The 16,113-nt window shown below is 64.2% G+C and carries 8 protein-coding genes; 6 read left to right on the forward strand and 2 right to left on the reverse strand.

Going from position 1 to position 16,113, the window contains the following annotated elements:
* Positions 1-46: 46 nt before the first annotated feature.
* Positions 47-3,256, reverse strand: coding sequence for a hypothetical protein (locus FTO74_RS13990; RefSeq protein ID WP_220399025.1), 3,210 nt, complete (start codon positions 3,254-3,256; stop codon positions 47-49).
* A 357-nt stretch (positions 3,257-3,613) separates the two neighbouring features.
* Between FTO74_RS13990 and FTO74_RS13995 the strand changes: the two genes are divergently transcribed.
* The 4 genes from FTO74_RS13995 (at position 3,614) to FTO74_RS14010 (ending at position 11,588) form a co-directional block, all read left to right on the forward strand.
* Entirely contained in the window at positions 3,614-4,066 is a 453-nt protein-coding gene (locus tag FTO74_RS13995) for a BlaI/MecI/CopY family transcriptional regulator (protein ID WP_162538698.1), read from the forward strand.
* Positions 4,067-4,081: 15 nt separating this feature from the next.
* Entirely contained in the window at positions 4,082-5,008 is a 927-nt protein-coding gene (locus tag FTO74_RS14000) for a M56 family metallopeptidase (RefSeq protein WP_162538699.1), read from the forward strand.
* A gap of 643 nt (positions 5,009-5,651) precedes the next feature.
* Positions 5,652-8,648 carry a carboxypeptidase regulatory-like domain-containing protein gene (locus tag FTO74_RS14005; protein WP_162538700.1) on the forward strand — a complete coding sequence of 999 codons (2,997 nt, stop codon included), beginning with the start codon at positions 5,652-5,654 and terminating at the stop codon, positions 8,646-8,648.
* Between the two features lie 78 nt (positions 8,649-8,726).
* Positions 8,727-11,588, forward strand: a complete 2,862-nt coding sequence (locus tag FTO74_RS14010) for a carboxypeptidase regulatory-like domain-containing protein (protein WP_162538701.1) — start codon at positions 8,727-8,729, stop codon at positions 11,586-11,588.
* Positions 11,589-11,836: 248 nt separating this feature from the next.
* On the opposite strand, the gene FTO74_RS14015 is transcribed toward FTO74_RS14010, so the two are convergent.
* On the reverse strand, positions 11,837-13,123 hold the full coding sequence (locus tag FTO74_RS14015) for an ROK family protein (RefSeq protein ID WP_162538702.1): 1,287 nt from the start codon (positions 13,121-13,123) through the stop codon (positions 11,837-11,839).
* 452 nt (positions 13,124-13,575) lie between these two features.
* Between FTO74_RS14015 and FTO74_RS14020 the strand changes: the two genes are divergently transcribed.
* Together FTO74_RS14020 and FTO74_RS14025 are read left to right on the forward strand one after the other, a co-directional pair.
* Positions 13,576-14,685, forward strand: coding sequence for an SMP-30/gluconolactonase/LRE family protein (locus tag FTO74_RS14020; RefSeq protein WP_255462279.1), 1,110 nt, complete (start codon positions 13,576-13,578; stop codon positions 14,683-14,685).
* Between the two features lie 32 nt (positions 14,686-14,717).
* Entirely contained in the window at positions 14,718-16,046 is a 1,329-nt protein-coding gene (locus FTO74_RS14025) for an MFS transporter (RefSeq protein ID WP_255462280.1), read from the forward strand.
* Positions 16,047-16,113: the final 67 nt, after the last annotated feature.

Below are 16,113 nucleotides of genomic sequence, written 5' to 3' on the forward strand. Positions count from 1 at the left end.
TGCACAAGACAACAGCGGCCCTCCACAGGGGAGGGCCGCTAGCCGTTTACTCGGACTTCTTCAGATTGACCGCCGGAATCTTCTGATCCTCGACCAGCTTGTTGAAGCTGGACACATCGGTCGTCACGATCTGGTTCAGGTGATCGGTCTCCACCTTGAGCTTCGCCGACAGGTCGTCGAAGACCTCGTAGCTCTGCGCCGTCGGTGCGATATCGTTCGCCTGTACCACGCCCAACAGAGAGCCGATCTTGTTGTTCAGCTTGATGGGGAAGTTCAGCGCGTCTTCATTGGCCTGCAGCTTCGTCTGGTAGATGTTGTTCTCCACCACGCTCAACTGCTCGATGATCGACTTGGCCTTGGCGCGAACGTCCGCACCACCGGCTGTCGTGTAGGGCTGCAACTGCTTCTTCGCCGCGCGGATAGAAATAACGCTCTGGTTCGCCTCAGTCAGCTTCGCTTCGACCTTCAGAGCAAGATCGAGTTGCTTAGCCATATCCTCCGGCGTACCCGGCGAGCGTGGGTCCTTGATGATCTCGAACGGCTCGGTCTGCGCCTTGCCGTCGACGACCAGCTCCACCTTGTAAGTACCCGGCACCGCCAGCGGACCACGCAGCGAAGCCGCCCACATCAGCAGCCCCGGGAAGCCCGTCGCGTCCTCATAGCGCATGTTCCACACGAAGCGGTTCATGCCCTCGCGCGCCGGAGCCAGCGGCTTCGCAGGAATCCCCGACTCCTCCTCATCCATTCCTGGCACCGTCTCCACCGGCTCGGCCTTGCTCGAGAACTCGTTAATGACCTTGCCGCTGTTATCGAGGAAGCGCAGCTTCACCTCCGCGGGCTTGCTCTTCAAGTAGTAGTTCACCACCACGCCGCTGGGCGGATTCTGCCCACCACCCGCCGGAGCGATTCCCGGCTGACGACCCGGCGCGGAGTAGCGCACAGTCTTCTTCGGCGCAAACAGCTTCACCGTCGCCGACGACGCATTGAAGCTGGCTGGATCGAGCGCCCTCACCAGCGGCAGATCGCCCAGCACATAGAACGCGCGCCCCTGCGTAGCGACGACCAAATCGTCATCCCGCTTCTGGAAGGTAAGGTCGGTGATCGGCACCTCGGGCAGGTTCAACTGGAACCGCTGCCACGACTCGCCATCGTTGTACGAGATGTAGAGGTGCGACTCCGTGCCCGCGAAGAGCAAGCCCTTCTTCTTCGGATCGGGCCGAATGGTGCGGGTAAAGTCATCAGCCGGAATCCCGCTGACGATCTTCTGCCAAGTCTTGCCGAAGTCCGTCGTCCTGTAGAGGAAGGGGTGGTAGTCGTCCGAGAGATACATCGTCGCGGCAATGTAGGCCGTGCCCGCATCGAACGGCGAGGCCGCGATACAGTTGATGCGAATCCAGTCGGGCATCCCCTTCGGCGTAACATCCGCCCAGTTCTTGCCGCCGTCGCGGGTCAGGTGGACGAGCCCGTCATCAGCCCCAGCCCAGATCGTCCCCGCCGCCACCGGCGATTCGTCGATCGTATAGATCGTGTCGTAGTACTCGACCGCCGTGTTGTCCTTGGTGATCGGCCCGCCAACCGGCCCCTGCTTCGACTTATCATTGCGGGTCAGATCGGGGCTGATCGCCTTCCAGTGCTGGCCCTCGTCCGTCGTCTCGAAGAGAACGTTGCCGCCCGCGTAGAGCTTCTTCGGATCGTTGGGCGAGAACATCATCGGAAAGCTCCACTGGAAGCGATACTTCATCGCCTCCGCACCCGAGCCCATCGGGTTATCCGGCCACACGTTGATCTGCCGTAGCGAAGCCGTCTTGCGGTCGTAGCGAGTCAGCAGCCCGTCGTAAGAACCGGCATACACAAAGTCCGAGTTCTTCGGGTCCGGCGCGATCCAGCCGCTCTCGCCGCCGCCAACCGAGTGCCAGTTGGTCTGGTTGATGACGCCCTCGTTGGCGTAGCTATCAATCGCCACAGTAGTCGAGTCCTGCTGCGCGCCGTAGATGTGATACGGAAAGTCGTTGTCCGTGACCACGCGGTAGAATTGCGCCGTGGGCTGGTTCTGCTCCGTGCTCCAGCTCTTGCCGCCGTCGTAGGAGATCTGCGCTCCGCCGTCCGACGACTCGATGAAGCGGTTCGGGTCTTCCGGCGCGATCCACATGTCATGGTTATCGCCATGCTCGTTCGGAATCTGGTCGAAGGTCTTGCCGCCGTCGGTCGAGCGGAAGAACCCGGTGTTCAGCGCATAGATCTCATTGGCGTCCTTGGGGTCGGCAAAGATCTGCGAGTAGTACCAAGCCCGCTGGCGCAGAATGCGCTGATCGTTAACCTTCTTCCACGTAGCGCCCGCGTCCTCAGAGCGGAAGATGCCGCCGTCCTCAGCCTCCACCAGCGCCCAGATGCGATCCGGGTTTACCGGCGAGACGGTAACGCCAATACGACCCAGCACACCCTTCGGCAGACCGGGGTTACGGGTCAGTTCCTTCCAGGTATCGCCGCCGTCCATCGACTTCCAGATTCCGCCATCCGGTCCACCGCTCTCAAATCCCCACGGCTCGCGATTGAACTGCCAGATAGTGGCATAGAGAATATTCGAGTTGCTGGGGTCGATGATGAGGTCCGACGCGCCAGCCTTGTTGCTCTTGAAGAGAACCTTCTTCCAGCTCTTACCGCCGTCATTCGAGCGGAAAACTCCACGCTCTTCATTAGGACCAGTCATGTGTCCCACCGCAGCCACATAAACCAGGTTCGGGTCCTTCGGATCAACGCAGATACGCCCAATCTGCTGCGTATCTTCAAGGCCGATGTGCTTCCACGTCTTGCCCGCGTCAGTGGACTTGTACACACCGTCGCCGTGCGAGGCATTGCCGCGCATCGGAGCCTCACCCGTGCCGATGTAGATTACGTTCGGGTCCGACGGAGCCACGGCAATCGCGCCAATAGAGCCGAAGTTGATCTGCCCATCCGTAATCGGCTTCCAGCTATGCCCGCCGTCCACCGTCTTGAACACACCGCCGCCCGTGCCGCCGAAGTAGAACACCAGCGGCTGGTTCCGCACGCCACTCACCGCGACCACGCGGCCTCCACGGAAGGGTCCGACCTGACGGAAAGAAAGCCCCTTCAGCGGGTCAGGAGCGCCTTGAGCAGTCCCTTGGGCCAGCACCGAGCTGCCCAGCAGCAGAGCAGCACAGGAGATGGAGAAACAGGCTTTCAGCGAGAAAGGCGCAAACGAGCGGAGCAGGCGGACGGGGGTATTGCGATCTGACACAGAAGCCCTCACAGGAAGCAGTTGGCACTACTTTTCAGGCTGGCGGCAGAGTCCACTCACCAGCCCGACATGGCAGGGAACGGAAGACGTCCCCCGGTGACGAAAGCGGCGATGCTTGTATCTACTTCTGGAAATTCTGGAAATCCGATTTCTGACCACTGCACGGCAAAGCACGCCAAGCACGGGAGACCCTGCTGGATTCACAACTACTATGCCGGTAGTAATCCTATGCTGATAGTAGATGCGTTTCGTGTCAATGAAATTCTGAAGAACACTTCCCCACCCGCGCCCGCGTCATGGGATAAGATAGCGATCAAACCCGAAACCAACGCACTTCCAGCAGAGATCCGGTTCTTTATGATGCGTACGCTCTCCGAACTCCTATCCGGCCGTTCCCTCAATCGCGGCCCCTCGCTCGGCCGGCTTGAGGCCGAGGTACTGCGCATCCTCTGGGCGCGCGGCGAGAGCTCCGTGCGCGACGTGCTCGGCCATCTGAGCCGCCCGCTCGCATACACCACCGTCATGACCACGCTTGACCGCCTCTTCAAGAAGGGCCTGCTCGACCGCCACATGGCCGACCGCACCTTCCGCTACATCCCCTGCGTCCCCCGGCGTACGGAGAGCGAGGAGCCAGCCACCGACGTGCCGCTCTTCCACTCGCAGGAGGCCCGCGAGCTGCTCGTCTCGCACCTGGTCGACACCGTCTGCGAGTACGACGAGACCCTGCTCGCCGAGCTGGAAAAAAACATCGCCGAACGCCGCCGCCAGTACGAACTCAAGGCCAGCCATGAAGAACCAGCCACGAAGTAAAGGAGCGTATCGCCCATGAGCTACACGCTGCGTCTCGCCTGCGCCTGCCTCGCCTCCTTCTTCCTCGTCCACGTCGCGGCGAGCCTGCTGATCCTCGCACTCTCCTCGGTCGCCACGCGGCTCGCAGTGCGAATGCGCGCCTCCTCGGGCGCCCTGCTGCTCTTCGGCCTGCGCCTGCTGCCGCTCACCCTCTCCACCCTGACCGTCCTGCTCTTCTGCATCCCCAGCTACCTGCGCTTCGAGCAGGACGCCAGCGAGAGCATCGGCTACCCCTGCCTGGCCTTCGCGGCTGCCGGAGCCGCCCTCATCGCGGCAGCGGCGATGCGCTTCGTCTGGGCACTCTTCGCCTCGCACCGCATCGCGCAGGATGAGGCCTCGCCCCGCATCGGCATACGTTCTCCCTTTACCCTGGTGGGCTTCCTGCACCCCCGCCTGATCGTCTCGCACCGCGCCCGCCAGGCCCTCTCGCAGAGCCAGATGGAGGCTGCCCTGCTCCACGAGGAGGCGCACCGCCAGTCCTACGACAACCTGAAGCGTCTTGCGATGGTCTCCGCCCCCGGCGTGCTGCCGCTGCACCCCACCTTCCGCTCGCTGGAGCAGCAGTGGGCGCGCATGGCCGAGTGGGCCGCCGACGATGCCGCTGTGGCCTCCGAGCCCATGCGCGCCATCGCCCTGGCCGAAGCCCTAGTCCGCGTCGCCCGCCTCTCCACCCGCAGCGAGCAGATCCCCGTCGTCAGTTCGCTGGTAGCCTGCAAGGACGACCTCGGCGAGCGCGTCCAGCGCCTTCTCGGCCCCACCGCACAGGCCACGCCGACCACCGGGCACTCTCGTCTCCGCACGGCAGCCGTCGCCACAGCCGCAGCCATCATCACCCTGCTGGCCACCCATCAGCGCGAGGTCCTCTCCCTGGTCCACAGCGCGATGGAGTTCCTGGTCCACTAGCCCGCTCCAACAAAGAGCAAGGCGAAACGGGGATAAAAAAGGATAAAAGGGGATAAGAGCGGAGCCTGAAGATCCTTGCCTCACACGAGGCATCCCTTCCTGTCGAACTTTCCAGTCCAGCAAATGTACTCCGGCGCGAGAGCGCTTTTGCTGCTGCCTGTTTTCTTGGTTGTCATTCAGGAGCGAAGCGGAGGAATCTGCTGTTGTCGTTGCTTCTGGGGTAGGTCCGGGCCTTAGCCCGGACATTAAAACTCGCCACAGAAACGGGCTTTAGCCCCCGAGGTATGCTTTCTCCATCCCAACCCAGACCCTTAAGGGCACGGCTTCAGCCGTGCCATCCCAGCCTGCCGACAAACCGGCTTTAGCCGCTGAGGAACGCTTTCTTACAACGAGCAAAGCCCTCCTGCCGGACGCCCCACCTACGCGGAAGCCCCAAATCCCCATTGCCCAAAACAAAAAATCCTCGCTGCCAACCCAACGGAAGGCCCCATGCCGATAATCCTGCCCATACCGCCCCGAGAACGGTACGAAGTACCTACTACGGCTGGTAGTACGACTTGGGCACTACTATCGTGATCGTTAATCCCGTTTATTGCAGTTCCATAAAAATATTCTCCGTCTGCACCAAAATCTTTGGAGGCACATGCTCAGAGCACGAAATCTCTTCGTCTCATCCCTCGTCGTCGGCGCCACGACGCTCCTTTCGGCCCAGACCCCCGACACTGCCACTCTCTACGGCACGGTCTCCGACCCCACCAGCGCCCGCATCGCCGGAGCCGAGATCGTCGCGACCGACACCCAGACCGGCGTCACCCGCACGGTCCACGCCGACGCCTCCGGCCAGTTCGCCCTCGTCGGCCTCCCCACCGCCGACAGCTACGACATCACCGCGACCAAGGACGGCTTCGCCACCTCCACTCTCAGCCACGTCACCTTCGTCGGCGGTAGCTCTGCGCACCTCGACCTGCGCCTAGCCGTCTCGGGCGGCACCGCCGCCATCACCGTCACCGGAGCCGCCGGTCAGGCCCGCATCGACCAGCCCCAGCTCGGCGACACCCTCAGCCGCGAGCAGATCGAAGAGACCCCGCTCTACGGCCGCAAGATCACCTATCTCGCCCTGCTCAACGCCGCCAACCGCCCCGCCATCAACCAGGGCGACGTCTTCATGAACCAGCCTCTCTTCACCACCAACGGAGCAGGCCGACGCCAGCAGTACTTCGAGATCGACGGCGTCAGCGGCAACGACTCCTGGGGCCGCCAAACCATCTTCACCGCCATCCCGCAGGACGCCGTGCAGGAGATGTCGGTCCTGACCAACAGCTTCTCGGCCGAGTACGGAGCCAGCACCGGCGCTGTCGTCAACATCATCACCAAGAGCGGCAGCAACCGCTTCCACGGCGACCTGCTCGAGCTGTGGCGGCCCTCCCGGCCCGAGGCCGCGCTCTCCGGCTTCACCCCCGGCAACGCCGCCAGCGGCAACGACATCACCAACGACTCCCTCGGCCAGACCGCCGCCAGCCTCTCCGGCCCGCTGGCCAAGAAGACCTTCTTCCTCACCGGAGCCGAGTTCAGCCGCCAGGACCGCGCCTCACCGGTCATCTCGCCGCTCGCCCCCGGCAACTACGTCGGCCACTACCGCCAGTGGCTCGGCTACCTGCGCCTCGACCACGAGCTGAACGCGACCACGCACCTCTTCTACCGCGGCGACATCGACGCCTTCTCCGACACCAACCCCAACGGCATCGTCGGCGGCAATGCACTACCCACCGTGGCCCGCGTCTTCCACAAGCGCACCTACGCCAACGAGCTGGGCGCGACCACCGTGCTCAGCCCCGCACTGGTCAACAACGCCCGTGCGCAGTTCCAGCTCGCCTCTCCCATCACCGAGTTCGACCCGGTCGTCTTCGGCACCCAGTTCGTCGTGCCCATCGTGAACGGCGGCAGCACTACCACCTTCACCAACGGCACCTCGCAGTCCGCCCTGCTGATGAACCGGCAGTACCAGTTCAACGACACCATCAGCTTCACCAAGGGCCGCAACCAGCTCTCCATCGGCGGCGACGTCCTCTACGCGCACACCGGCGGCAACAGCAAAGAGTTCGGCGGCCCGGTCTACCTCGGCTCCTTCACCTTCAAGCCCTGCACCATCAGCGCCACCCAGAGCCTCACCTACTGCGAGACCACCTGGGCACAGAACATCGGCAACGCTCTCTCCTACACCCAGAGCTACGGCAACGCCGCCTACACCGTGGACGACGTACTCTGGGCTGGGTTCGTACAGGATGACCTGCGCCTGAAGAACCTGACCCTCAACTTCGGCCTCCGCTACGAGCGCCAGACCTTCACCGACTCGACCCTGCTCTTCGCTCCGCGCGTCGGCTTCGTCTACAACCCGCTCAGCAACGGCCAGATCGTCATTCGCGGCGGCTTCGGCATCTATGACTCGCAGATCGTCGACAACTCTCAGGCCAACTACTCGCTCGTCGGTCCCACCGGTGTCTTCAACTACACGGCCCAGGCCGGACAGGTGGGCTTCCCCACCTCCATCGCGGCGGCTCCGCTTCCGGCCTTTCCCGCGGGAGCGCCAGTACCTCTGCGCAGCCTCTACATCCGTCCCGGCGGCGGCGCGTTCCTCAACTCGTTCTTCCCCACCAACACCCTGGTCAACTACCCGGATAAGCTGGTCAATCCCTACTCCGAGCAGTACAACCTCGGCATCGAGCACCAGTTCGCTCCCGGCTGGACCCTGGCCGTCGATTACGTAGGCACCCACACCCTACGCATCACCCGTCCCCTGGACGTCGATGCCCCGGCCTCGGTCGCCCGCACCATCGTCCCCGGAACCCCCGCAACCCCGACCACACCTGCGACTGCTCCGACGCAGTCGATCCGCACCGCCCAGGCCGCCAACTGCACCCGCCCCTACTGGATCTCCTGGTATCAGTCGCACGGCGGCACCTGCGACCCCAATAAAAACGCGGGCGCAACGCCACCCTATAGCGTCATCCAGACCGACTCCGACAACGGCGTCCTCTACTACAACGCACTCGACGTCAACATCAACCACACCTTCGCGCACGGCTTCTCCATGCTGGCCAGCTACACCTGGTCGCACACCATCGACAACGTCGATCCCGACACCACCAGCCAGAACCCCAACGATCCTCTCCTCACCGGCAAGCAGGAGATCGGCAACGCCATCTTCGATCAGCGTCACCGCCTCGTGCTCTCCGGCATCTACGTCGCGCCGTTCAAGATCCACGTCGGCGGCGTAGCCACTCTGGCCGGTGGCCTGCCCTACAACATCGTCACCGGCACCACCAACAGCGGCGACACCGGCGCAACCACCGACCGACCGCTTGTCAACGGAGCCATCCTGGGCCGCGACACCGGCCGTGGCCGCCCGATCTACGAGCTGGCTCCCTTCGTCAGCCGTTCCTTCGGCTTCTTCCACGACCGCGTCCACGCTGAAGGTCGCGCCGAGGCTTTCAACGTCCTCAACCACGCCAACTTCATCGGCTACAACGGCACCTACGGTAACGGCGTAACGCCTTCTCCGACCCTCGGTGCACCGCTCGCAGGCATCACGAACCAGCTTCCGGCCCGCTCGCTCCAGTTCTCGGCCAAGGTAAGCTTCTAACAACCCCATGCCCCGGTCATCACAGATGGCCGGGGTCCACTTAACATCCATCCATAAGCCAACAGGAGACCCCGTTCCATGAGCGTCCGCAGGTATGCCACCACGATTGCCTTAGCCTGCTGCACGCTCGCTCCTCTTCATGCCCAGACCAGCACCGCCACCATCGCGGGCCGCATCCTCGACCCGCAGGGCCGCCCCGTCGCCGGAGCCACGGTCACCGTCCGCAACACCGATCTCTCCAGCACCCGCACCGCCACCACCGACGCCAGCGGCAACTTCCGCGTAGCCTCGCTCACCTCCGGCGCCTTCACCGTCGAGGCCAAATCCGAGAGCCTCGCCACCCGCCATCCCGTCCGCCTCACCCTAAGTTTAGGCAGCACCGTCCACGTCGACGTCCCCCTTGCCCTTCCCGCAGTCAAGCAGTCCGCCACCGTGCACGCACGCAGCGGCCTCGTAGAAGGCAACACCGTCGCCCCCGAGGTCAACAAAGAGGACTCCTCCGTCGGCATCTTCCTCGCCGGGCTAACCGTCACCTACCTGCCCAACCGCGACCGCGACTTCAACCAGTTCACCACGCTCTCGCCCGGTGCCGACGAGGACGCCAGCGGCAACGGCGTCATCATGGCGGGCCAGCGCGCTTCTTCCCTCATCACGCAGGTGGACGGCACCAGCTTCAACGACCCGCTCCACGGCGGCATTCGCGGCGCGGGCGACCGCGCCTTCTTCCTCCCCCAGACCGTCGTGCGCGAGTTCCAGATCATCCACTCCGGCGTCACCGCCGAGGTCGGCGGCACCAACTCCGGCCTCATCAACGTGGTCACCAAGCAGGGCTCGGGGCGCACCCACGGCGAGCTCTTCTACACCGGACGCCCCAGCGGCCTGACCGCCGCCGATGCCTTCGGCAACTCGCTCGACAACACCCAGAACACCTTCGGCGGCTCCACCGGCGGCCCGCTCAAGCTGCCCTTCCTGCGCAAGCGTTCCTTCTACTACGTCGGCTTCGAGCAGGACTTCCTCCACGTCCCCTACTGGTCGGCCTTCGCCCCGCAAGCTCCGGGCGTCGTGATCCCCACCGCACTCGCCGCCCAGCAGGGCGAGACCGTGCAGAAGTCCTCACCCACAGCCTTCTTCGGTCGCGTCGATCTACTTCCTTCCCCGAAGGACACACTAGCCCTTGAGCTGGGCCTCAACCGCGTCTCCGCCTCGAACGTCCCCGACGCCCTGAACACCGGAGCCTCCACGCGCTCGCTCGCCACCGCCGCAAACGCAGCCTCGCTCGGCGGCCACAGCGCCACGGCCATCGTCCAGTGGATGCACCTGCTCACTCCACGGCTTGTAAACCAAGCCACGGTGGCGTGGTCCGGCGACCACCGCAGCCTCACCCCCAACTCCACCGCGCCCGAGCAGGTCATCAACGGCTTCGGCATCCTCGGCGGCAACAGCTTCGGCTCGCAGCTCTTCACCTCGCAGCAGACCCAGCTCAAGGAAGACGTCTCCCTCACGCGCGGCAACACCCTGCTCACCTTCGGCGGAGCCTTCGCCTACGACCCCGCCTACCAGCAGCAGGAGGCCAATCTCAACGGCCGCTTCGACTACGACTCGCTGGCCGACTACCTCGCCGCCAACCCGCGCCGCTTCCAGCAGACCTTCGCCCTCGGAGACACACGCTATCGTGGCTCAGTCCGCGAGTTCAGCCTCTACGGCAACGGCCGCTTCACCCTCACCCGCAAGCTGACCCTCACCGCCGGTCTCCGCTGGGCCTCCCAGTTCAACCCCCAGCCCCAGAACCCCAACCCGGCCATCCCCGTCACCGCTCACATCCCCAGCGACCTCTCTCTCTGGCAGCCTCGCCTCGGCCTCGCCTGGAACCCGGCCACGAAGACCGTCGTACGCCTCTCCTCGGGCCTCTTCTCGGCCAATACTCCTGCCGATATCTTCCACCGCGTCGCCATCGACAACGGCCAGCAGGTCGCCATCGCCGACAGCTACTTCGACCCCATGCTGCTCACGCTCGCACAGCCGCTGCCCCGAGTCCCGGCCCTGACCACACCGGCAGCCCTCGTCATCGGCATCGACCCGAACTTCCGCAACCCCACCTCCGCGCAGTTCGCCGCCACCCTTGAGCAGGAGCTTCACCCCAAACTCGACGTCACCGTCGGCTACCTGCACAACAGCACCTGGCACCTCCAGCGCCGCATCGACGAGAACCTCGACGCTCCCACCATCGACGCCTCCGGCAACCCGGTCTTCCCCGCCCTGCGCCCCAGCTCCGCCTACGGCCGCCTGCTGGTCAACCAGTCGAACGCCCATTCCAATTACGACGGCCTCCTGGTCACGGCCATCTCGCAGATCTCCCGACGCACGCAGGTCACGGCCAACTACACCTTCGCCCGCACCCGCGACGACGACTCCAACGATGGCCCGTTCAGCATCGACTCGGCCCTGAACCCCTATAACCTCAAGGCCGAGGCCGCACCCTCCACGCAGGACGTCCGCCACAACCTCAACATCGCGGCCATCCTGAATCTCCCTGTCGGCTTCAAGTTCAATCCCATCTTCATCACCCGCTCGGGCCTGCCCTACACGCCGCTGGTCGGCTTCGACACCCAGCACGACGCCAACGACTACAACGACCGCGCCGTCATCAGCGGCCAGGTAGCTGCCCGCAACAGCCTGCGCCAGCCTGCCTTCAACGACCTCGATCTGCGCATCGTCAAGGACTTCACCCTGCCCGGCGAGGGCCACCACCTCGACCTCTTTATGGACGTCTTCAACGTCGCGGGCTCCGGCAACCGCAGCTTCGGCCCGTCCAGCTCCAGCCTCTTCGGCAACGCGTCTTCGCCCGTCTTCTCCGCAGGCCAAGCCCTCTTCGCGCCCGACACCACCCGCCTCGGCGGCCCACGCGAGGTCCAGTTCACCGCCCGACTCGTCGGCTTCTAACCTGCCAAGCCGTTGCCTGTTTTCTTGGTTGTCATTCAGGAGCGAAGCGGAGGAATCTGCTTCTGTCTTTGTTGTTGCTTTTGCTTCCGGGGTAGGTCCGGGCTTTGGCCCGGACATCAAAACCCACCACAGAAGCGGGCTTTAGCCCCCGAGGTATGCTTTCTTCAAAAGAGCAAAGACGTCCTGCCGGACGGGCCTCCTGCGCGGAGAGCGGTCACTTCGTGACTTGTATACCTTATCTCGATGACTCAGGAGGCAACGGTCCTCCCGCTGGTCGGCACGGTCCGCTTGCGCCGCGACCGTTCGCCCGTCCCCGCCAGATGCGTCGACGCGTGATACCCCGAGTGCCGCTGCAATACCACCGCCGCCGCCCCACGCAGCCGCGAAAGCTCGCCGTCATTCGTAATCCCCAACGTAGGAACCACCCCAGCCAGCATCGAGCCAGCCAACTCCTTCTGGATGATCGGCCCAAACCGCGCCCATGAAGTCGTCAGATCGCCGGTAATCAAAATCACCTCCGGCGACAGCGTAGCCGTAATCAACCGCAGCCCCCGCCCCAGGTGCGTCGCCTGCTTCGTCACCGCCGCCACCGCCGCCGGATCGCCCTCCTCCGACAGCCGCAGCAGGTCGTGAATCGTGCCGACCTTCCCATCCTTCGCGGACTCGCGGTAGTACCGCAACGCCGCCGAGGACGAGGCAAAGACCTCCCAGCACCCATTCTGCCCGCACCCGCACTGCGGCCCGTTCGGGTCGATGGGGCAGTGCCCGAACTCGCCCGCCAACCCGCTACGGCTGGCGATGATCTGCCCATTCGCCAATATCGCCGCGCCGATGCCCTCAGACACCGTCACCAGCACCGCATTGCGAATCCCATCCAGCCGCCCCGACCACAGCTCCGCCAGCAGACACGCATTGGCCGCGTTGGCCAGCTCCACCTGCAACTGCATCTTCTTCTCGATAGCGCCCTTGATGTCGAACTCGCCCCACTTCAGGTTCGGCGCGAGGATCAGCCGCTGCGTATCCGGATCGACCCGCCCCGGCAGGCTCACGCCGACGCCCTCGAACGAGCGGTCCCGATGCGCCTCCCGCATCGCCTGCATACACTGCACAATCTTCTCGACCGAACGTTCGGGTTCCGAGACCAGCGGCACAACTTCACGAGCGAGAAATCGCCCATTCAAATCCACCAGCGCCACAATGGACTGGTTCGGCCGCACATCCGCCACCAGGATCACCATCGCATCGTTCAGCGAGAGCAGTGTCGAAGGACGTCCACGCGGCCGTCGCGCCATCGCGCCTTCAGCCACCCACTTTTCTTGAATCAACTGCTCGACGATGGACGAGATCGTGCTCGGCTGCAACCCGGAGAATCGCGCCAGATCGGCCCGCGCCACGGGCTGCTGCGAGCGGATGATCTCCAGCACGATATCGCGGTTGATATCGCGCGCATTCTCGCTGGATGCAAGCTCCACATACGCCAGATCAATGCGCTTGATACCGCGCGTCGTGCTCTTCGATCCCGAGTTCGATCTCATAGTTGCTGATTGACTCCGCTCGCTGGAAACCACTGCCTACAAAAGAAGTAACCGATTCAATCTATGCACCTCGATCAGCAGCGGAGTACTCAGAGCCAGCCGGAACGCGCGCAGAGTTCAGCATATCGCGGTTGCCCCGGGCGGCAAAGACGCCCCACGCAAACACCCGCCTGCACACGCTGCAAGGCCGAATCTCACTCCCGCACCGCAATTCGAAGTACTGCTCGAAGCAATACCGTACCGCAGCTTCGCCCAACCCGGCCCCCACTGCATAAGCCATGCCCTGCTCCGCACTTAGACACGCGTTGCCACATGGAAATTTACGTGCTGCGAAGCCTACACGAACCCCGCCTCCACTGTCACATTCTTTTCGATACAAAGAAACCGGCAAGCCTATCCTGCAATCACCCTGATACACTTCCGTTGCCCAGCTTCCGGAGCTTCATCTACGGTTGAAGCAGATCCGCACCAGCCATCCCATCGGAGATCCATCAGTGACCGGCATTCAGACCATCTCGGCGTTCGTTCTTCTCTCCCTGCTGCCCTCCGGTGTCCTCACGGAGGCCAAGCCATCCAGCCAGAGTGCCACCGGCAACACCGTTCCGCTCCAACTCGACCGCCTCGATCCCGCCATCGACGCCATCGTCCCCAAGGACGCCAAGCTCGAGCGCGTCGCCACCGGCTTCACCTGGGTCGAAGGCCCCGTATGGATGCCCGGCGGCTATCTCTTCTTCGCCGAGATCACCAGCAACAGCATCCGCAAGCTCACGCCCTCGGGCGACGTCAGCATCTTCCTCCAGCCCAGCGGCTATCAGGGCACCACGCCCTACCCGCACAAGGAACCCGGCACCAACGGCATGACGCTCGACCGCCGGGGGCGTCTCACCATCGCCGGCCACGCCCAGCGTGACGTCTTCCGCATCGAGTCGCTCGTCCCCGGCGCGCCCCACACCATCCTGGCCGACACCTACCAGGGCAAGCGCCTCAACAGCCCCAACGACCTCGTCTACAAGTCCGACGGCTCGCTCTACTTCACCGATCCGCCCTACGGCCTACCCGAGCAGCCCAATAAGGCGTACCCGCAGGAGCAGGCCTTCAGCGGCGTCTATCGCATCCCCAACGCGCTCAGCCAGAAACCCGGAGCAGCACCGGCTCGGGAGAAGCTGCAACTGCTCGTCTCCGACCTGCCCAAGCCGAACGGCATCGCCTTCTCGCCTGACGAAAAGTTTCTCTACGTCAGCAACTCCGGCCCCAAGAAGCTCTGGATGCGCTACACCGTCAAGCCCGACGGCACCCTCACCGACGCCAAGGTCTTCTACGACGCCTCCGCCGACCAGCGCCCCGGCGTACCCGACGGCATGAAGGTCGACCGCCAGGGCAATATCTACAGCTCCGGCCCCGGCGGCATCTGGATCATCTCGCCCGCGGGCAAGCCCCTGGCCGTGCTGCACACACCGCTCAACGCCTCCAACGTGGCCTGGGCCGGAGCCGACCGCAAGACCCTCTACATCACCGCGACCGACAGCATCTATCGCATCCACCTCAACATCCCCGGCGCGTAGCACCACGCCCAGCAGCACGAGAGGAACCACCGTTGACCTTCTCACCTGCATCTCCTACCTCTCCCGAGGTCAAGAAGGACCAGCGCAAACGCTGGTTCCTCCTGATGCCCGCCATCTTCATCACCTACTCGCTGGCCTACCTCGACCGCGCCAACTACGGCTTCGGCGCGGCCGCCGGGCTGGCCAAAACCCTGAACATCAGCGGCTCCCAGACCGCCATCCTCGGCTCGCTCTTCTTCCTCGGGTACTTCATCTTCCAGATCCCCGGAGCCATGTACGCCCGCCGCCACAGCGCCGCCCGCCTCATCTTCATCGCGCTCGTCGCCTGGGGCTCTCTGGCCGCGCTTACCGGCGTCATCCGCAACTTCTGGCTGCTCGTGCTCGACCGCTTCGTCCTCGGCATCGCCGAGAGCCTCATCATGCCCGCCGCACTGCTCCTGCTCACCAACTGGTTCACCCGCCAGGAGCGTTCGCGCGCCAACACCTTCCTCATCCTCGGCAACCCCGTCACCGTCCTCTGGATGTCGGCCATCACCGGCTACCTCATCCACTCCTTCGGCTGGCAGAAGACCTTCATCATCGAGGGCATCCCCTCGGTCCTCTGGGCCTTCGTATGGCTCGTGCTGGTACGCGACCACCCCCACCAGGCCAAGTGGCTCTCTGCCGAGGCCAGCGCCGACCTCGCCCACCAGCTCGCACTCGAGCAGCGCAGCCTGCCCCCCATCGCCAATCTCGGCCTCGCGCTCCGCCGCCCCGATGTCCTCATCTTCTGCGCCATGTACTTCTGCTGGAGCATCGGCATGTACGCCTTCGTGCTCTGGCTCCCCACCATCATCCAGCAGGGGCTTTCAAAGGGCATCGAGGCCACCGGCCTGCTCTCGGCCGCGCCCTACGTCCTCGGTGTCATCGCCATGATCGTCACCTCGCAGATCTCGGATCGGACCCAGCGCCGCGGTTCTCTCGTCTGGCCCTCCATGCTCTTCGCGGGCTTCGCGCTTCTCATCTCCTCCTTCCTGGCCGCACACAGCTTCTGGCTGGCCTACATTGGCCTCATCCTCACCGCGGGCGGCCTCTACGCTCCCTACGGCCCCTTCTTCGCCATGATCCCCGAGATCATCCCCGCCAACGTCGCCGCCGGAGTCATCGCCGCAGTCAACAGCGCCGGGGCACTCGGCGGCTTCTTCGGCACCTGGCTGGTGGGCGAGCTACAAGCCCGCACCGGCGGCTCGAAGGCGGGCCTGCTCTTCATGTCCTTCTCGACCATCCTCTCCGGCCTGCTCATGCTCTGCATCAAGCGCACCTCGCCCAACTCGAGCGAGTCTGCCGGACCGTATGATCTAAGCCAAGCCGAACCTACTTAGTCCTGCCGGACAGGCCTCCTGCGCGGAGGGCGGTCACTTCGTGACTTTCATACTTGTCTCGGCAGAA

The sequence above is a fragment of the Granulicella sp. WH15 genome (assembly GCF_009914315.1).
GTDB lineage: Bacteria > Acidobacteriota > Terriglobia > Terriglobales > Acidobacteriaceae > Edaphobacter.

What these genes read in the sequence shown, in the direction of transcription:
- FTO74_RS13995 (WP_162538698.1), top strand. Translation starts at nt 3,614, where the DNA reads ATGATGCGTACGCTCTCCGAACTCCTATCCGGCCGTTCCCTCAATCGC.
- FTO74_RS14000 (WP_162538699.1), top strand. Translation starts at nt 4,082, where the DNA reads ATGAGCTACACGCTGCGTCTCGCCTGCGCCTGCCTCGCCTCCTTCTTC.
- FTO74_RS14005 (WP_162538700.1), top strand. Translation starts at nt 5,652, where the DNA reads ATGCTCAGAGCACGAAATCTCTTCGTCTCATCCCTCGTCGTCGGCGCC.
- FTO74_RS14010 (WP_162538701.1), top strand. Translation starts at nt 8,727, where the DNA reads ATGAGCGTCCGCAGGTATGCCACCACGATTGCCTTAGCCTGCTGCACG.
- FTO74_RS14015 (WP_162538702.1), bottom strand. Translation starts at nt 13,123, where the DNA reads ATGAGATCGAACTCGGGATCGAAGAGCACGACGCGCGGTATCAAGCGC.